This window comes from Bacillus sp. FSL K6-2971 (genome assembly GCF_038006405.1).
Lineage (GTDB): Bacteria > Bacillota > Bacilli > Bacillales > Bacillaceae > Bacillus > Bacillus pumilus.
In genome coordinates this window covers 761,552-781,751 of record NZ_JBBOVD010000001.1, presented here as the reverse complement: position 1 = coordinate 781,751, position 20,200 = coordinate 761,552, and the positions used below count along the sequence as shown (strand labels likewise).

At 42.6% G+C, this 20,200-nt stretch carries 9 protein-coding genes; all 9 read right to left on the bottom strand.

Annotated features, from left to right (window positions below):
• Window positions 1-11: 11 nt before the first annotated feature.
• The 9 genes from MHI33_RS03975 to MHI33_RS03935 are packed head-to-tail and all read right to left on the bottom strand — an operon-like array spanning window position 12 to window position 20,131.
• On the bottom strand, window positions 12-9,101 hold the full coding sequence (locus tag MHI33_RS03975) for a non-ribosomal peptide synthetase/type I polyketide synthase (protein ID WP_340909302.1): 9,090 nt from the start codon (window positions 9,099-9,101) through the stop codon (window positions 12-14).
• Window positions 9,102-9,120: 19 nt separating this feature from the next.
• Entirely contained in the window at window positions 9,121-10,266 is a 1,146-nt protein-coding gene (locus tag MHI33_RS03970; RefSeq protein ID WP_340909299.1) for an acyl-CoA dehydrogenase family protein, read from the bottom strand.
• Complete coding sequence (locus MHI33_RS03965; protein WP_340909297.1) at window positions 10,250-10,522, bottom strand: acyl carrier protein; 273 nt, start codon at window positions 10,520-10,522, stop codon at window positions 10,250-10,252. Before MHI33_RS03965 ends, MHI33_RS03970 begins: the two co-directional genes overlap by 17 nt.
• A gap of 27 nt (window positions 10,523-10,549) precedes the next feature.
• Window positions 10,550-11,605, bottom strand: coding sequence for an HAD-IIIC family phosphatase (locus MHI33_RS03960; RefSeq protein ID WP_126741174.1), 1,056 nt, complete (start codon window positions 11,603-11,605; stop codon window positions 10,550-10,552).
• A gap of 14 nt (window positions 11,606-11,619) precedes the next feature.
• Window positions 11,620-12,477: a 3-hydroxyacyl-CoA dehydrogenase family protein gene (locus MHI33_RS03955; protein WP_044141548.1), complete on the bottom strand. Its 858-nt coding sequence runs from the start codon at window positions 12,475-12,477 to the stop codon at window positions 11,620-11,622.
• A complete protein-coding gene (locus MHI33_RS03950; protein ID WP_340909293.1) occupies window positions 12,474-13,184 on the bottom strand; it encodes a thioesterase II family protein in 711 nt (236 codons plus the stop codon). The genes MHI33_RS03955 and MHI33_RS03950 overlap by 4 nt, the downstream gene beginning before the upstream one ends.
• On the bottom strand, window positions 13,181-14,161 hold the full coding sequence (locus MHI33_RS03945; protein ID WP_185107493.1) for a C39 family peptidase: 981 nt from the start codon (window positions 14,159-14,161) through the stop codon (window positions 13,181-13,183). Before MHI33_RS03945 ends, MHI33_RS03950 begins: the two co-directional genes overlap by 4 nt.
• Window positions 14,124-15,665 carry a serine hydrolase domain-containing protein gene (locus MHI33_RS03940; protein ID WP_217012796.1) on the bottom strand — a complete coding sequence of 514 codons (1,542 nt, stop codon included), beginning with the start codon at window positions 15,663-15,665 and terminating at the stop codon, window positions 14,124-14,126. Before MHI33_RS03940 ends, MHI33_RS03945 begins: the two co-directional genes overlap by 38 nt.
• Window positions 15,662-20,131 carry a non-ribosomal peptide synthetase gene (locus tag MHI33_RS03935; RefSeq protein WP_217012795.1) on the bottom strand — a complete coding sequence of 1,490 codons (4,470 nt, stop codon included), beginning with the start codon at window positions 20,129-20,131 and terminating at the stop codon, window positions 15,662-15,664. Before MHI33_RS03935 ends, MHI33_RS03940 begins: the two co-directional genes overlap by 4 nt.
• Between the last annotated feature and the right edge of the window lie 69 nt (window positions 20,132-20,200).

The following is a 20,200-nucleotide window of genomic DNA, read 5'->3' as shown; positions in this document are numbered from 1 at the left end:
CACCTCTTTACTTATATTTTCAAGTCATCTAATTCGAAAAGAGATACGTCATCTAATTGCTCGAATGAAGAAGTCAGTTCGATCTCCTCTATTCTTACAGCATCTACTGAAACAGCCCTCATGATGTCTTTCAGCAAGCCCGCAATCTGCTCGATGGTTTCCTCTGTGAAAAGCTCAGTATTATATTCAATCGTTGAAGAAAGACCGTCTTCCTGCTCATACGCAATCCAGAGTAAATCAAAGCGTGACGTTCCTGTCTCATACGGATAATCACTAAAGGTTAAGCCGCCTACCTTCAGTTCTGGCTGATTCATATTTTGCAAGGCAAACACAGCATCAAACAATAGATTCCGGCTGACACTCCGGCTTAACTGGAGATCTTGAACCATTTGTTCATATTGATAGTCTTGATGTCCGAAATCATCGATGACATGTGCTTTCACATCCTGTAGGAATTGCTGGTACGTCAGCTCTGCTTTAGGATACAAACGAAGTGGTAGCATATTGACAAAAATACCGATCACTTGCTGCAGCTCCTCTTGTTTTCTCCCTGCTACCGGAACCCCGACCGTGATATCTGATTGTCCGCTTAATTTATGAAGCAAAATCTGATATACACTTAACAAACCCATAAACAGTGTGGCGTCTTCCTTTAAAATCACCTGCTTAAACGCGTTCAGCTCCACTTCTTCTATACGGAACGTATAATGTCCGCCGCGGAATTGTCTCACTTCCGGCCGATCGAAATCTGTTGGCAGATCAAGTAGCGGGGCACTTTCTAACCGGTTTTTCCAGTAATCACTCGATTCTTTCAGTGCTTCCGACGCAAGCAAGTCATTTTGCCATTCTGAAAAATCTTTATATTGCAGAGCGAGAGGCTCAAGCGTCCTACCGTCATATAACTGCATAAAGTCATTGACCAAAATATCTTGAGAAAGACCGTCTGAGATAATGTGGTGCATGTCTAGCATAAGTACGAATTCCTCTTCTGCCAGCTTCATCACGCCGACTCTCATCAATGGAGCCTCACTTAACGTAAAGGCAGTCAAAAATTGTTCAATCACTTGTTTTTGATCTTCCTCAGATCCTTGTGTCGATCCGTTAGTGAGGTCAAATAATGTGACTGCAAATGGTACCTCTTCTTCAATCTTTTGATAAGGGACTCCATTCTCTAGTACAAACGCTGTCCGCAAACTTTCGTGTCTCTTAATAAGCTGCTGAAATGCCCATTCCAACCTGCTAATATCGAGTTTCCCTTTGATTCGTCCCGCTTTAAACTCGTTGTATCCTGTGCTGTTTACATCCATTTGCTGCATGAGATACAACCGTTTTTGCGCAGACGACAGAGGATAATGCTCCTTCACTTCGGCTTTTTCAATCGCATGATAAGCAGCAGTATCTGCTTGATCGATATATGCTGCCATTAATCGTATCGTAGGGATTTGGAAAAATTGTGGCAGCGTCAGCTCTACACTAAATGCACGATGAATGATGCCAATGAACGTAATCGCCTTTAGAGAATCTCCACCCATTTCAAAGAAATGATCATCTATGCCAATTTCATCAATCTTAAAGAAAGCTTGCCAATGTTGACTTAATGCCTTCTCCAGCTCCGTTTCAGGTGCCGCATAATTCGTGGAAAGCGCTGGCCTAGAATACAAGTTTCCATCTTGTTCATTCTCTCCGCCGCTCTCTTCCTCAAGGGATAAACGGTCTACATATCGGTGAATACGATCATGTAAAGATGTTGTCGAAATAACCATTTGTTCCACTTGATCCAGCGAAAGCAATCGTTCAAAGATCATTCTTCCTTCTTTTTCTGTAATTAACGTTTCGGTGACATCATCTCCGATTGGAAGATCAAGCTGCTTCCCTTGCTCAAATTCCCAGCCGTCAAAACTAATGACAGACCACTGTGTTTCTGAACGTAGATTGCGTTCATACACATACGCATCGATGAAATGATTCACAGCTGTATAGGCTGTAAAACCGAGTCCACCCAAGATCGGTGACAAAGATGACAGGACAAAACAGAAATCAAGGGATCGATCACTTAAGGCAGCATCAAGATGAAGCACACCATTCATCTTCGCTTCAAAATGCGGCTCCGAAAAAGTGACATCTGTTTGCTCCATCACCTGGAAAGATTGGTCGCCTGTCACTCCAGCTGCATAGATCACGCCATCGATCTGCCCATATGATGCATCCACTGTGTTGAACAATTGCTGGATATCTTCCTTGTGACGAACGTCTACTTTCTGAATGAGAACATCTGCACCTGTCTCTTCCAGCGCCATTACCCTTTGGATTTTTTTCTTTGTTGGATCCTGTTCATCATGCGTAGACAGCCATTCTTGCCACTTGCTTCTATCAGGGAATCCAGACCTGCTCGTTAAGATCAATGTTCCCTTCGTTTGCTCGGCCAAAGTCTGGGCGATATTCAATCCAATAAATCCAAGTCCGCCAATTAAAATGTATACACCATCTTTTTTAGCCAAATGAGCCTGTCCTGTTTCAGGAACTGAACTATTCGCATACTTTTTCACATATCGCTTATTTCGTCGATAGACCGTGAGAAGCTGTCCATACGCTCGATCTAGCTCATCGCTTATTTGCTTTAGCAATCTCTTTTCTTGAACCCCATTTTCCACTGGGCGATCAATATCAAGAATGCGGTAGCGTAAGTTCGGTGTTTCTTGTGAAATCACCATCGCAGGTCCTAGATGGATCGCTTTTTCAGGATAAAGTACAGGCTCACCGCCAACGGCATACGTCAATGAGGAAAGAACTGTAACCGATACCTTTTGGTCCAACACATATTTTTTCAGTGCCTGGCCGATATAAAGCAAGGAGTAATAAGCATCTTGCTGCGTTTGCTTCACCCATTCTTCTTCCGTGTGAGATGAGTGTCGTTCTGAAAGCCCCCATAGATGACAAACTTTTGACACGTTGATTTCATCATCTGCCAGATTTGATATGAGCCTTTCATAATCAGATGGCTCATGTGACCGAATGGTATAGCTTTTTTCGTCATGCTTCGTAAATTCATTTCCTTTACGAACCACTACGGACTCGTTCCGTTTCGTCATGAGCTCAGCCGCAATCTTCTCTCCAAAAGCAGATGGATCTGCAAACAAAAGCAAGGCTCCGCCAGACGTATCTTCTGATGGCACGCAAGGTAAAAGATCCGCTTCCCAATGAGGGGTATAGAACCATTCATCCATTTGCTGCTTTCGTCCAGACTGCTTTGGTTTTTCTTGTTTCACACGATCTGCTGCATCATACCAATAGGAGGTTTGATCAAACGCATAGGTTGGAAGCGGCATTTTCCGCGGCTGACGGTTTAGATGGAACCTGTCCCAATCAATAGATAATCCGTTTGTCCATAGACGTCCCATTTGACCAAGTAAAAATTCAGTATCCGTCACATCTTGTTTTGCATGTCTTAACACATGACATACATGCTGGTTCAGACCGTTCAGCGACCGGTTGACCATCACACTTAAATCTTGTCCTGGGCCAATCTCAATTAATTGAATATTGTCCTCTTGTAAAAGATTTGTGATGCCTTCAGCAAAGCGAACTGTATCGGTCATATGCCTTTTCCAATAAGACATATCCTTCGCACTCGTATCTGTCATCCAATCTCCTGACAAATTCGAAATGAATGGAATACGAAGCGACTTGGCTTTCATATGCGTTAATTTTTCTCCGAATTGCTCCGCTGCCTCCTTCATGACATGTGAGTGGGCGGCAATGGTTCCACCTAATCGCATACACATCAATCTGTTGCTTTTCAGCTCTTGTTCAAATTCACTTATCGCCTCTTCTAGACCTGACACGATACATGATGAATCATTGACAACCGCGAGAGAAATATCTTTTGGAAGCATCGGTTTGAGCTTTGCCTCAGGTAATGGAACACTCATCATGACGCCGGGTGGTGACGACTGCATCGCATTCGCACGATAGGCGACCATGGACATTGCGTCCTTTAAGCTGAATAGCCCTGATATGGCGGCTGCTGTTAATTCGCCAAAGCTATAGCCGATCATTGCATCAGGACGAACGCCCCATTCAATGAAAAGCATGGATAAGGCATATTCAATGGCAAAAATGGCTGGCTGTGCATATTGAGTACTTGCCAATTGTTCACGTGCCTTTTCTGTTTCAGCCGCTAATGGGTACAGAATACGGGCAAGACTTCGTCCTGTTGCTTCTTCATATGCTTGAAAACAAGCATCCATTTGCTTCTTAAAGTAAGGCTCTTCCCGGTACAAATCTAATCCCATATTGAGATATTGATTGCCTTGTCCAGAAAACATAAAAATAATCTTTTGCTTCTCCACATGCGAATGCATGAGCTTTCCAATGCCCTTGCCTTGCTTTTCTGTTAATACTCTTAGAGCATCTTCTCTGTTTGCCGCAACAAATGCCTGACGGAAATCAAAGGATTGTCTTCCTGTTTGCAGCGTATAAGCTGCGTCTGCCAAATTGATAGAAGGCGTGTTTTCTATTTGGCTTGCGAGTTTGTCTTTCATTCGTTCCAAGCTCGTTTTGCTCTTTGCTGAAAGAACAAGCAGCTCAGCAGAACGAGGCATTTGCTGACGATCTCTTTGTGGTGCTTCTTCTAAAATGACATGTGCATTCGTTCCACCCATTCCAAATGAGCTCACCCCAGCCCGTCGCAAATGGGAAGCTGGCTGCTTCCAGTCGGTCAGGTCAGTGTTGACAAAGAAAGGGCTATGTTCAAATGCAATGTTTTCATTGGCTTTTTTGAAGTGTAGACTAGGTACAAACGTGTGATTCTGAAGCGAAAGCACAGCTTTGATCAAGCCAGCTGCTCCTGCCGCTGCATCTAAATGTCCAATATTTGTTTTCACAGACCCAATGCGGCAAAATTGTTTTTTCTCTGTGTCGAAAGCCTTTGTGAGCGCCTCTATTTCAATCGGATCACCAAGTGATGTGCCAGTTCCATGTGTTTCCACATATTCAATCGTATCTGGTGAAACATCTGCTTGATGCAGGGCATCCTGAATGACACGTGTCTGTCCTTCGACGCTCGGAGCATTGAAACCAACCTTTTGATCACCATCATTGTTGATGGCAGAGCCCTTAATAACCGCATAAATATGGTCACCATCTTCTATGGCTTCACTCAGTGCTTTTAAAGCAACAAGACCAACACCATCTCCGCCAACAGTTCCATCCGCTTGATCGTCAAAGGCGCGGCAATGGCCATCGCTTGATTTCACCATATTCTGTTGATAAACGTAGCCTGATTTCACTGGGTGCAGGATCGACACACCTCCCGCAAGAGCTACATCTGAATCACCATTTGCAATGGATTGACAGGCCAAATGCAAGGCGACCAAAGAAGTTGAACAAGCGGTTTGCAGCGTAAGCGCCGGTCCTTTCAAATTCAATTTATGGGCAATTCTTGTACTGACGGTATACGTATCATTGAGTGAACCCACTTCAAACAGCTCTGACATGCTGCTATCAAGGGAAGCGGCAAAACGCTGAATCCATTGGAAGTTTGAAGTGGACCCAGTAAACAAACCGACCTTCCCCGTATAATCTTCTTGCACATACCCCGCATCTTCCAGCGCCTTATAGGCGTACTCATGCAGGAGGCGTATTTGAGGATCCATCATTTCTGCCTGACCTGGCGAATAACCGAAGAAGGATGCATCAAATAAATCAGGTCCATCAATGACACCCTTTGCCCTCACATAATCAGATCGCTCGAAGGTTTGACGGTCAATACCAGCTTCAAGCAGTTCTTCATCGGAAAAGAAGGAAATTGATTCTTCTCCATTCTTCAAATTTCGCCAAAATGCCTCAACATTTTTCGCACCTGGGAATTTACCAGCCATTCCAATAATGGCAATCGGCTCATTGGCTTTTCTTGTCTTTTGTTTCACAGGCTGCGCGCCTGCCGCTGCCTGCTCTGAATCGCCGCTTAAATATGCGGCAAGCTCTCTAATCGTTGGACGGCGGAACATTTCGACCATTGGAATGCTTTGATTCAATTGCTTAGCGAGCTGTTGATTGACGTGGATCAAATTGAGTGAATGCCCGCCAATATCAAAGAATTTGTCATGGACACTTACCTCTTCTAAGCCGAGGACCTTTTTCCAAATGTCTTGAATGACTTTCTCCGTATCAGAAAGATGGTCCGAGCCCGCCTGTTTTTTCGTTTGCTGCGCCTGTTTCAAAGCAGGTAAAGCTCGTTTATCTAGTTTGCCATTGGCAGTCAGCGGCATATCGTCCAATTGAACAAAGTGAGTTGGGATCATATAATCCGGCAGTTGATCAGCCAACGCTTGTTTTATTGCCTCTTGATCAAGTATGGCTGTCGTGACAACATATGCGGCCAAACATGGTGTACCAGAAACATCTGGCTTTACAACAACAGCTGCTGCTTTTATTCCTGGCTGTTCATTCAACCAAAATTCAATCTCACCAGTTTCAATCCGGTAGCCTCTCAGCTTCACTTGATCATCATTTCGACCTAAAAATTGAATGAGCCCATTAGGGAGAATGCGGGCTGCATCACCTGTTTTATAAATTTTTTCACCCGGCTGGAAAGGATGGTCGACAAACCTTTCTTCGGTCAGTTCTGGGCGATTCACATAGCCTTTTGCGACACCTTTTCCGCCAATATATAATTCACCGACGGCTCCTTCCGGCATGAGATTCATATGTCTGTCAAACAGAAGAATATCTGTATGCTGTGCAGGCTTTCCAATCGGTACATACACGTCTTGATCAAGGTCCTGGTCATATCGATGAATCATGCAGCCAACGACCGTTTCAGTTGGTCCATATTCATTCACAATTTCAATTGGCTGCGGGAAGGACTGCTGAATGGATTTCGCTAAAGATGTTTCCAGCTGTTCTCCGCCTAAAATGAAACATTTCATTTGGCTGTCTGGGAAAGACAAATGCTTAATAAACTGTAAATGAGATGGTGTCAGTTTCATCACATGTACGCGATTGTCTTTTATGATGTCTTCGACAAGCAGCTGCCGGTTTTCATGGTGATAAATCATGATGGTATTTCCTGAAATGAGCGGCGTGAAAATAGAAGTAACCGTCAGGTCAAAGGACAGTGAAGTATACATAGCAAAATGCCTTGTTTCTCCTCGAACATATACTTGCTTTGCCCAATCAATATAGTTGGCTAAGCCAAGATGTTGAATGAGTACACCTTTAGGTCTTCCTGTCGTACCTGATGTATAAATGCAGTAGGCTGTTTGGTCTGAGGTGATGGCTTCTGCCAAGTTGTCTGATGGTCCGGTGTATAGATCCGGCTGTGTGATATCAATTTTTTCTCCATGATAGGCATAGGTGAGCCCTTTCATTGGATGGGTTAAGAGCCATTCTACTCCGCTGTCTTCTAATAGATATTCTATTCGTTCCTGCGGATATTCAGGATCAATCGGCACGTAAGCACCGCCAGCTTTTAAGATCGCTAAGCATGCTATCACCATTTCAATGGAATGCTCTGCTAAAATGCCGACACGCTGCTCCTGTTTGACCCCTTTGTTTTGTAAATAATGTGCGAGCTGGTTCACTCTCTTATTGAGTTGTTCATATGTAACCGTCGTATCGCCAAACTCAACTGCGGCTGCCGCTGGCGTTCGCTCTACTTGTTCTTCAAATAGGTCAATCACGGTTGGCTCATTGCTAGATGTTGCTCCGCCATATTGCTTGAAGACCGCTAACTGCTTTTCTTTCTCTTTTTCTGATAGCAGCTGTAGTTGAGCAGCAGGTTTGTGCGGATGTGCACATGCATCAGACAGGAGATGAAGAAAATGCTGACACCACTTTTCGATTTGTTCAGCTGAAAAGCTGACGGGGTTATACACCAATGAAAAGTGCAGCTGATCATCAAACGCCTGAACACTAAGCGTGAGATCGAATTCTGTCTGCTCAGTCATCTCAAATCCACGAATACGAATTGGCTGATCGTTTTTCGTGAGCATTTGATCTAGTGGATAGTTTTCAATGACGACGATTGAATCAAATAATGATTGCTCTGCAGTCATTCCTGCATATTTCTTTAAGTCAGATAGCGGGGTATGTTCATATTCATTTCTTACAGCGATCTCACGGCTCACTTCCTGCATCTGTTCAAGAATTGGCCGCTCTTGTTCGAATGAGACCCGCATCGGTAATGTGTTAATGAACAATCCAGTCATCTTTTCAATATGAGGGACATCCGCATTTCTCCCTGAGACTGTTGTCCCAAAGACAATATCATCTTGGTTCGCATACTTAGATAGCAAAACTCCCCACAGCGTATACATCACAGATGCCAGCGTCACGTCATATTGATTCGTGAATTTGCTCAAGCTCTCCGCAATGGAAGTATCCACTTGATGTTCATATTGATGAAACACTTCTGAATTTTCATGTGCGCCGCTTGACTTCGGAAGCAGTTCTGCATAACTCCAACCGTTGAAAACATTTTTCCAATAGGCGGCTTGTGCTTCTGTCTGTTGAAGGTTTTTCTGCTGCCATTTGACAAAGGATTGGTAGGACGGTCTTTGTTCCAAAAGAGGTTTGTCCCCATTCGATAAGCGCTCATATGCACTCATCCAATCGCTTAATACAATCCCAAGGCTCCATCCGTCTAATAAAATATGATGGAAGCTAATGAGAACCCAGCTGACTTCATCATTCACTTCACATAACGTCAGACGAAATGGGACTTCCTGCAGATCAAAGCGTTCTTCTCGGTTCTGAGCCGTCACCTCCTCTTTCAGCACATGAAGAGGCTCCTTCGCTTTTGTCAAATCACGGTATCGAATGTCTGGCTGATGCTCCTTCAGCACAATTTGTACTGGTCTTGCGAGTTCCTGCCATCTGAACAATGTTCTAAGCATTTCATGCTGTTTGGTGACATTCGTCCATGATTGTTCAAAAATGTCTCGATCTATCGGTCCGTCTATTTCGATCAGCAGTTGTTCAAAATAAGCTGTTCCGTTCGGTTCCATTAAATGATGAAACAGCAGTCCCTCTTGGATCGTAGTGATAGCTAACATATTTTCAATGTTCTGTTTATCCAGCTTCTGCGGCTGTAAAGCCATGGGATCATCTCCTTTCTCTCTAAGAATGTTTCACGAAATAATGGCGTAAACCATAGTTAGCAATAACCTGTTGCTGAATTTGCGAAGTTCCTTCAATAATTTCAAGCACCTTCGCTTCACGATATAGTCTTGAAGCTGAGTTTTCCCGGCTAAATCCACTTCCGCCATGAATTTGGACATTTGTATTTGTAATGTCAACAGCGATTTTAGAGGTGAAATATTTTGCAATGGATGTTTCTGTGATTGCATCAGGATGATTCGCTTCTCTCATTTCCCCAGCCTTTAGGCATAAGGCTCTCGCTGCATGGAGCTGGGTCACCGCATCTCCGATCATGCCTTTGATCATTTGATGCTTGTACAATTTCTCATTAAATTGTGTTCTTTTACGTGAATACGTAACAAGAGAATCAACGGCTTCTTGTGCAATGGCAAGCCCTGCCCAAGCGACACTGTATCTTCCATGGTCTAATGCGAGTGACACCACATGGTTAAATCCGCCCCCAACTGGTCCTAAGACACAGTCTTCATGCACCTGGACATGATCGAGGGTGATTTCCGCTAAATATGACGCTCGGTTGGCCATCATTCCTGTAATTCTCTCAATCTCTACACCCGGCTGATCTCGATCGACAAGGAATGCCGTGACTTGTTCACCGTCTCTTGCAATCACAATAAAGAAATCGGCAATCGCTCCAAAGGAAATCCACTTTTTCTTCCCATTTAATACATAGGATTGTCCTTCCTTTTGATAGCTTGTTTCAACATGATTGGCATCTGAACCAATATTCGGCTCTGACAAAGCAAAGGCACCGATTTTTTCTCCTTTAGCTAATTCAACGAGCCAGCCTTGTTTTTGATCTTCTGTTCCATAACGAAGAATGGCTTCTCCTACAAGTGAATTCACTGTCAATAATGTCCGGACATTACAGCAAGCTTTTCCCACTTGTTCCGTAAACTGTCCATATGCGATTGGATCAAGCCCCAGCCCTTGATAGGAAGACGGGATACCTGCTGCCAAGTAGCCTCGTTTCGCCATATCTCGAATCAGCGACTCTGGCAAATGTTCCGTCTCATCGAATTCATTGGCAAACGGACGGATATGTTCATCGCAATACTGCCGTATTTCTTCAATGGCATTGATCGTTTGTTCAGCTGTTGTTTTCATGAAGAGCCGCCCCCTGTTGTTTTCTCTCAATTAAGGCGACAATGCGATTGACGGTACTAAAATGAGCAATGTCGAGGTCTTCGTTATCTAATTGGAATTGAAAGTCATGTTCGATATAGTTCACTAGTTTCATCGCAAATAGAGAATTCACAAAGCCTTGTTCAAAAATATGATCATCATTTCCAAGCTCAATTTCCTCATCAAATACCACTAGATTTTGCTCGATATAGGCTCTTACTTGTTCGTGTAGGTTCATGATTTAATCTCCTCGCTTTTCGCTTTTTTATTGTTTGGCCGGGTCTTTCTGATTTAATTCAATATTGACATCTACGTATTCTGGGAAAGGCTGAATCATGCTTAAATCATTCTCAAACAAGATATAGCCGTTCTCCCCCTTCTCGATTTCTTTGAAATTGGCAAACTTATATGTGATGTACATCATGCGGTTTCGGTCGGTTTGTTTAAAGTCAGCGACAAGCCGCTTTCCTCGCTTTTTCGCTTCTTGCAAAATCGTTGTAAGTAAGATGGTCCCGACACCACGAGACATGACGCGGCAAGACATCAGCAGCAGTTTGACATGCCATGTGTCACCTTTTTCTTCTATTAATGAGAGTCCAATTTTTCCATATGAACCGAATTTATCTTCAAGTTCACAGACAAGCAGTAAGTGAGAATCTGATTGACGGAAGAAATCAAGCTCTTCATAATCGTAGGTTTTCCCGCTCGCATTTAATTGATTGGTACGGACAGTCAATTCTTCAGCGCGCTGGAGGTCTTGTTCTCCTGCTTCTGATATCACGAATTTCATATGTAAAGACGCCAAGAATTTCTCAGGCGGCCCTTCATATTTCTCTTCTTCCTGCTGCCTTTTGTCCGCTTCTAAGTACATTCTTCTGCGTCGTCTAGCATCTTCTGTGATAAAGACTGGACGCAGGCGATCATCAGTGAGTAATGACAGATAATCCACTGCATCCCAGCACGTAATCTCTGGATGAACAGCCTTCACTTCTTCTCGTTCAAACGGCTGATCATCAATAAAGAGAATGGTATCTTTATGAATATTTAAGCGCTGACTGATTCTCTCTAATGAACTAGATTTGGCATTCCAATGAATCTCTGGATAGAGAAAGAAATGTTCGATTCCGAAGGCAGAAAGCTTTTCCTTCACGGCTGTTTCATCATTCCGGCTTGCTATAGAAAGAAGGATGCCGCGCTCATCTAACTCTGTTAGTACTTCCTTCATCGATGGTTTTAACGTCACTTCATCTGACTCAAGTAAAATTCCATCCCATAATGTATGATCTAAATCCCAGACAACACACTTGATTTGCTTAGCCATTGGTTATTCTCCTCTCACATGTCATATTGGAAAAAGCCCTTGCCTGATTTTTTGCCGTACTCGCCTGCATCAACCATTTTGACTAGCAGAGGACATGGACGGAACTTCGGATCTTTGTAGCTCTCGTATAAAACAAGCAATGAATTCAAAATCGTATCAAGCCCAATTAAGTCTCCCGTCGCAAGTGGTCCCATTTTATGACCGAAACCTCCGCGGAAAATTTTATCGACATCCGCTGGCGTGGCGACTTGATCTTGCACCGCCCAAATCGCTTCATTGATTGTCAGCATCAGCACACGGTTGGAAACAAATCCCGGAAAATCATGCACCACAACTGGTGTTTTATCAAACGATTTCAAGAAACCTTTTGCCGTTTCTACTGTGTCATCTGAAGTTGCTTTGCCTCTAATGACTTCAACTAACGCTTTGAGAGGAACAGGGTTCATAAAGTGCGCCCCAATGACATTCTCAGGGTGATGCATAAGGGACCCTACCTTTGTGATGGAGATACAGCTTGTGTTTACAAAATAGATGGTTTCTTTCGCACAAATACCTCGTAGCTCTTCATAAATAGGTTTTTTAATCTCCCAATCTTCCGTCACATTTTCAATGACGATATGCGCGTCATGTAATCCTTCAAGTGAAGTTGACAGTTGGATTTGAGACAATACATCTTCTAAAGACAATGAGATTTTCTTCTTTCTCACAAATTGAACCAATTGATAGGTCTTCTTAATTTTTTCTAGCGCTTCGTTTAACTTTTCTTCTGTGACATCAACTAATGTGACTTGATAGCCATTTGCTGAAAGGTCTAATGCCATATCAGCCCCCATGACACCTGCTCCAATCACGCCTACGTGCTTCGTGTTCATTTCTCCAACACTCCAATTCGCTTTAAAATGACATTGATTTTTTCTACAACTTCATTTGTGAATGAATGAATAAAAAAGTGATCTCCATCGAATTCGAAAAACGCACAATCTTCGCTTGTATATTGAACCCAATCGTCTAAATCGAACAGCACAGAAGGCAAATCACGTGTACCATAAAAAATAGAAATTGGACAAGCAGCCGGAACGACTTCATCACACAAATAGGTCTCCAAAAGCTGAAAGTCTGCTCTTAAAATCGGCAGAAAGAAATCAAGCACTGCATGGTTATCAGCAAGTTCCTCAGGAACGCCTCCCATCGCAATGATCGCTTCTTTTAATTTGGAATCTGACAGCTGATGATAGACTTTCTTTTCTGGAATATGTGGTGGAAAGCGCCCAGAATAAAAGACATGGACAGGCTCTCTGTTTAACCTTGTTTTCATTCTTTTTTGTAATTCATATGCAAGGACGGCTCCCATACTATGACCGAAAATGGCATAGGGCTCTCCTTCTTTTAAGGAGGAGGACGCCTGTACATAAAGATCATCTGCGACCTGCTGTAAATCGGTTAGTACAGGCTCTGTCATTCTTGTCCCGTGCCCAGGGAGTTCAAGGGCATGAATTTCTATCGACCGGTCTATATAAGATTTCCACGTACTGAATACGGTACTGGCTCCACCTGCGTACGGTAAACAAAATAACTTCACGACACGCCACACTCCCTTTTGCATTTGATTGCCAACACTTCCAGCCAATGTTTTTCATCATGGATGATTTGTTCTAAAGAGGCTGTGATATGGGCTTGGTACCTACTAGACATCTCACCTGAAAAAAGGAGTTTTGCTGCCTGATGCCTTGCTTTCTCCCATTCTGCTAAAATACGTTCCATCCATCCCACCAGCTCAGGTAGATCGCCTTTGATGAGATTCAGCCGATACAGCTCTATTTTCTTCGTATTGATGATCTGATTGAACGACGCCACGAGCTTCTCGATATCATCCCATTGCGAAAACTGCTCATAAAATGTTTCAAGAGCTGTGATTCCTTTTTCTATTACGTCAATCTGACCATGCATATTTCTCAGGAAATAAGTCGTTTTTTGATCAAATAACTCAGTCGAGAGTTTGTCTGGATCAAAGTAGAAGGCCGCATAGGAATGAAATTGATCATTCGGCTGAAAATGATCATGAAAGGTGTCATATCCTTTCTGTACATCTTTAAATGACAGCACTTGATGCTCATAAGACAAATTATCTAAATGCCGATTCTCTAATACTTGAAAGATTTGCTGATTTTCATCGAATCCAGTCATTAAAATGGAATGACGGCTATGGGTTGTCAAATACTCTTTTCTGCCTCGCTGAACGTAGGGGTCTACCCATACAATTACCGGGCGGTCACGTCTCACATCTTGTTTGACCTTTTCAATGAGGTTGGGACAATACGTCATTTTTTCCACTTGAATGCCTTGTAAATTCATAATCTTTTCTGGATCGTGTGCCGACATCCAGTCAATCTGTAGCAAGCCATTCTCTGTAAGCCCGTAGGCAAATTGATCATTTAATAAGTATGGAAAAACTTCTTGATCATGCAGCTTCACAATTGGAAAAAAGCAATTAAAAAAACAGCTACGATAAAACAAATCATTATAAGGATGAATGCCCGAAATCTGTTTGACGGTCATCTTTTTTTCCTCTCTTTCCAGCAGGAGATGTCACCATAAATCCTTTGATGAAACCAATCGTACAAAACCAAATGAAAAACAAATAATAAGAAATTGCTAATTCAATGAGAGAGGAAGGTCCCCATACAAAAGTCATTTTCCAAGGCAGCCCATTAAAGGCTAGCTGCGCAACAATGATTGGCAGGATCAATATCCCAATTAGCAGCAGCACCCAGCCGCTACTTTTCAGCCAGATGCCAAGTGACATGTCCCTGCGAACGAAAGCGCCGTTTTTTACACGCTTTTTCCACTTGATAAAACGAACGATAGACACTATTTGCAGCAATATGAAAAGACATGTGGCCCCAAGACTCAATTGATCGATGAGCTGAAAAGGATCCATTGATGACTCTGCTTCTTCATTTGCACCCGTGATCGTTTTGGCAATAAGACGTGCCGTTTGCTCTGTGTAGCTGCTATTCATATTCGCTAACACTCCGATCGCAATCTCTTCTTTTGGCTGGATCAGAAAAAATGATGAATAGTTTGGGTTAGAGCCTGCATGAAAAAGCGAGTCTACCTGCTCATGCGCCTTTTCTATATACCAGCCGGCATTGTAATAGACATGCTTCCCTTCTTCTGGGACATTCACAGTTAAGTGATCAGGATTTTTTACAAAGCGAGACCAAGTTGAATCGGTCAATTGATATTGCAGCCAAGTCCCCACATCCTGACTATTCATCACAATATAGCCTGCAGGCGTATTGCCTCGATATTCTGGTGCTTCATAAGCATGCGGAGCAAGGAATTGCAGTTTAAACCCTTCTGAGACAGCACCGGATGTCATCCGTTTTAGCCCAGCCTCTGTTTGGTCAAGGTGATGCCTTTTAAACAGTTCCTTCATATAAGCCTCATACGATGTTCCTGTTACATTTTCAATGATGAGACCAAGGACATCATAGTTGATGGTCGCATATTCAAAGGAGCTGCCTGGCTTACGATTAAGCTCGATTGATTTCAGCTGATCAACTGTTTTTTTCAACGCATCCTTTGCAGTATCAGGCTGGATAAGCGCAATGGATTGAAAGGGAATGCCGCTTGTGTGATGCATTAATTGCTCCACAGTTAAACGCTGAGGCTTTCCATTGTATGTTGGAAAAAAACCTGGAATATAGCTGCTCACCGGATCTTTTAAATGAAGTTTTCCTTGCTTCTCTAACTCCACAATCGCAAGAGCGGTAAACGCCTTTGATGTAGATCCAATTTCAAAGAAAGTGCTGTCTGTCACTTGCTTCTTTTTCTTTCGATCCGCATAACCAAAGCCTTTTTGGTACACGACTTCGTCTTTTTTCACAACCACAGCAGACATGCCTGGAATGCGCCCAAGCTCCATCTGCTCCTCTATCACTTGATCAATAGCTTTAGATGAAATCACTGCTTTGGCATGTGTCCCCCCGGCAAAGCTGCTTATCCATAAGACTGCTAATAAAAATGAAATGTAGATAACATACTGATTTTTCCTCATGTAAATAATGAATCCATTTCTTCAAGAGACATATCCACTGTTTCAAAATCAGACGGTGTAAATTCGATTCCTTCCTTCTCTAAGCAATGCTGTACAAGACGCTCAATTTGCTGTTCTACCGCTTGTAATAGCTGCGTCATGTCTGTTTCACACAGCTGTTTTTCACTGAAAGAAAGATGGAAAATCAGTTGACCGCCCTTGATGGTAGCGACCATATCGATGACGGTTGTTAATGGATTATCCAATGACGAATCCATCCCCGATGTAAAGTAAGACATCTCATAATCAGATGATTGTTTCAGCACTTGATCAATTTCACCTAGATAGTTAAAGCGTAATTGCGGTGCTGAGTGAGGAGAAAGCTGCTTATTGATGAGTGACAACAGCCCATAGTCTGCACCTTTATTTGGCACTTCACGTATCGTTTCTTTGACAGCTCGTATGTGATCTGAAAGAGATTCAGACACATGAACATTCACAGGATACATGGTGGTGAACCAACCAAACGTTCTAGATACATCGATATCATCCTCTACTGCATCCCTGCCATGACCTTCTAATTCCAAAGAAATCCGCTCTTGATTCGTTTGCTCATAACAGGCTTGGGACAAGGCTGAAATTAACAGTTCATGCGGCTGCGTTTGATACGCTTGATTCGCTTGATTGAGCAATTGATTTGTGAGTTCCACTGATAATGCCTTGGTTAATTTGATTTCGTCTCTGACATATCCTTCATTTGAAGAAACTTGATACAGTGGCTGAATATCCTGCACCGCTTTTTGCCAATAGCTGAGCGACTCTTTTACACTCTCTGATACTGCATACTCGTTCACCCGCTCGGCAAATGTTTGATAGGAATGGGTTTTAGACGGAAGCACTTCTGCTGTAACCTTCTCTGCATGCAATAATTGAATCAAGTCCTCCACAAGAATTTGCCAAGACATACCATCAGCTATTAGATGATGGGCGGCAAAGATGAGATGTGATTGAGAATCAGTTTGACAAAGTGCTGCCTGAATCAATGGTCCTTGATAAAGATGAGTCCTTTGCTTGACCTGATATCCTACTTCTTGTAGCGCTTCTTCCACGTTCTCTTCTGACAATGTCGTGAAATCGTGTACCATCAGCGGAATATCTTGAATGTCTACATCATAATAGAGTGTGTTTGTTGCCTCATGTACTTTTAACCTTAGTCCATCGTGGTGAATGACGAGCTCTTTGAGAGCATCCTGCACGATGGTTTCATCCATCTTTTTCTTTGAATGAACAATGATGGATTGATGCCAGAAATGTTCATCTTTTAACCGCTGGGACCAGAACCATTCGATAATTGGAATCGATTTCACATCACCCACAGCTTGCTCTTGTGAGATATGTATGACAGGTTCCTGCTGAACGACTTGTGCCATTTCTCTAAAAATGGGGTAAGTAAAAAGATCCTTGGTTTTTAAATAGAGTCCTTTGTCTTTTAATTTCGCAATAAATTGAATCGCCTTAATGGAATCTCCGCCAAGCTGATAAAAATGATCAGCCGGTTCGATTGTTTCATGTCCTAAAATGTCTTTTGCTGTATCTACTAAGATCTCTTCAATGTCCGCTGTTTCCTTGGACCATTCAACGGCTGTTTCCACTTGGGACAGCATTGGATCAGGCAGTGCTGTCCGATTGATTTTTCCGTTTTGGGTAAGCGGGAGCTCATCTAGTACAACAAAATAGGCAGGTACCATATAAGCTGGAAGCTGATCTGATAATTTCTTTCTAAGTAAAAAGGACGTCATCTGTTTTTCTTTTAATTCAATATAGGCAGCCAGCTGTTTTTCTCCAGATTCATCGGTTAGATCAATAACCGCTGCTTTATCAACTTCTTCAAGTGCCATCAGTGCAAGTTCAATTTCACCGAGCTCAATCCGGTAGCCTCGCAGCTTGATTTGATGATCAATTCTGCCAATGTAATCAATCTTTCCATCATTTGCTCGTTTGGCGATATCACCTGTTCGATACATGCGGCGACCATTTACAAATGGATTGGGCAGAAAGCGTGATTCCTGCAAATCAGGTCTTTGCCAATACCCTCTGCCAACACCTGCACCTGAAATATAGATTTCTCCTACTGTCCCAGGCAGCACGGCTTGCTGATTCTCATCTAAAAGGTAAATCTCTGTATTTGGCATTGGTACACCAATTGACACAGATGTCCCCCCATCATCTTGATGGAATTGATGAATCATACAGCCAACGGTTGCTTCAGTTGGTCCATATTCATTAAAGATGGATATCCTTCCATCACTTGCCTCTGTGATTCTTTTGGCCAAAGCGGTCGATAATTGTTCTCCGCCCACAATCATCCGTTTCACAACTGATTGAGAAAGTGCAGCATCTGTTAACAGTGCCATATGAGCTGGTGTCAGCTTGATGACTTTTGCTTTTTGATCAAACAAAATATGTTCTAATAAAAAGCCTGGCTGATCCTCTTGACGATAGATCATCACGGTACTGCCAATGACCAATGGCGTATAAATAGATGTCACGGTTAAATCAAACGCAATGGATGAATACAAGGCAAAATGATCATCTGATGAATCAGTATAGTGTGTTTTGGCAGACATGATATAGTTCACTAAGCTTCGGTGCTCAATCATGACTCCCTTTGGCTGTCCTGTAGAGCCAGACGTATAAATCATATATGCGACGTCTTCAGCATTCCCAATGAATGGATGTTCCGCATTATACTGAGCCAACTGATCCCACACGTTGTAGATATTGTACGTATCGCCATTAAAATGGTATGCAGATGCGTCATCTGTGAAAAACAGCTTTGCCTGGCTGTCATCCAAAATAAACTGAATACGTTCCTCTGGATACTCAGGATCAATCGGCACATATGCGCCTCCAGCCTTTAAAATCCCCAGCAGCAGCACAATCAGTTCTGGTGAATGATTCATACATACGGCAACAAAGTCATGTCTTTGTAAGCCATGTGTTTGTAGAAAATGCGCCATTTGATTGGTTTTTCTCTCAAGTTCACCGTATGTCATGCTATGAGATCCGTCCTGAAGTGCAATTCGATCAGGAGAAGACGTTGACATGTCTGTAATCAATTCATGGATTTTTTGTTTCTGTGGAAACAGCACGCTTGTGTCGTTCCATTGATATAGCTCTCGATGTTTCTCGACTTCTGTCATGAGAAGTACGTCTTTTAACAGCTGCTTTGGCTGAGCGAGTATCGTTTCGACAAAGAGAAGCATTCTTTCGTGTAGAAAGTCGATATCTTCATTGCTGTAATCTGAGATCTTGTAGTCATATTGAAGCTCGATTTGCCCTTTTTCATCCCATTCTTTCACAGCAACTTGTAAGCCATATGGCTGGAAGCCATTGTAAAGCTCTATGTATTCAACTTTGTATCCTTCCATCTCCTGCACCATATTGGTGCTGTAGGAGTTGATATAGATTTGAAAAAGCTGATCATACCCTGCTTTTGCAAGCTCTAAATCTTTGACAAGTGCATCATAGGGATATCGCTGATGCAGGAAGTAAGCCTTATAGCTTTTTTGAACGTCTGTTAAACTTTCTAACAAAGATAGATGAGGATCGATCTTCATTCGATATGGCATTGTACTCACGGTCATACCGGACGTGGCTTTTTCCTTTTGTCCGGAACGATTGAGAACTGGCGTCCCAATAATAAAATCTTTTTGCTGGTATCTTTTATGCAAGTAGACGAAGAGTCCTAAAGTAAATAAAGAGTTGATTGAACAATGATGGACATCTATAAATTCATAGATTCGTTCTGAGAGTTGTCGATCAAGGTAATGGCTTTGCCGATGGCCTTTGATTTGGTCAGTTCCTTGTACCAAATAACTATCGGACACATCAGATAATGCTTCTTTCCAAAATTGCTGATCTTTTTTAAATCTTGGGGAGTTCATATATTTTGATTCTTTATCAATAAATACAGAATGATTGTCTGCTTCTTGTTCGATAGAGGAGCTTTGGGTAAGAGCAGTGTAAAGCTGGCTAATTTTATCGATGATTACTTTCATCGACCATCCATCTGCTACTGTATGATGGCATTTGATGAAATAACCAGATTGTTGTTCACTGATTTTTAGTACAGCAAATTCGGCGAGAGAGGTTTCTGTTAATTGAAATGGTGTTTTGAAGGCTTTTTCGGCCCATTCTAGCATGTCTTCATGTGTGGAAAACTCATAGGTAGGAATAGGGCTATCGGCGTTTGGATCAACGTATTGAAGCGTTTCACCATCTTTCTCTACTAGCTTGAGACGAAGAGATTCTGTCATCATGATACAAGATGCAATGGCCTGCTTCAGTTTATCGAGCTGCAATGGCCCATTGACGAAAATGATACCGCCAATATGATTGATCGGTGTTCCTGGATAAAATGTTTCCATGTTCATCACGCGTCGCTGCGGATGTGTTAATGGCCAATATGCTAAACTATTAGTCAATTACGCCACCTCTACTTTTCATATAGTTAACATTTCTACCAACATATTAAATCATATAATGGTATTTTT

Excerpts from the sequence above, each read along its gene's own strand:
- MHI33_RS03970 (WP_340909299.1), bottom strand. The coding sequence starts at position 10,266 with ATGAAAACAACAGCTGAACAAACGATCAATGCCATTGAAGAAATACGG.
- MHI33_RS03940 (WP_217012796.1), bottom strand. The coding sequence starts at position 15,665 with ATGAGGAAAAATCAGTATGTTATCTACATTTCATTTTTATTAGCAGTC.
- MHI33_RS03975 (WP_340909302.1), bottom strand. The coding sequence starts at position 9,101 with ATGGCTTTACAGCCGCAGAAGCTGGATAAACAGAACATTGAAAATATG.
- MHI33_RS03955 (WP_044141548.1), bottom strand. The coding sequence starts at position 12,477 with ATGAACACGAAGCACGTAGGCGTGATTGGAGCAGGTGTCATGGGGGCT.
- MHI33_RS03945 (WP_185107493.1), bottom strand. The coding sequence starts at position 14,161 with ATGACCGTCAAACAGATTTCGGGCATTCATCCTTATAATGATTTGTTT.
- MHI33_RS03965 (WP_340909297.1), bottom strand. The coding sequence starts at position 10,522 with ATGAACCTACACGAACAAGTAAGAGCCTATATCGAGCAAAATCTAGTG.
- MHI33_RS03960 (WP_126741174.1), bottom strand. The coding sequence starts at position 11,605 with ATGGCTAAGCAAATCAAGTGTGTTGTCTGGGATTTAGATCATACATTA.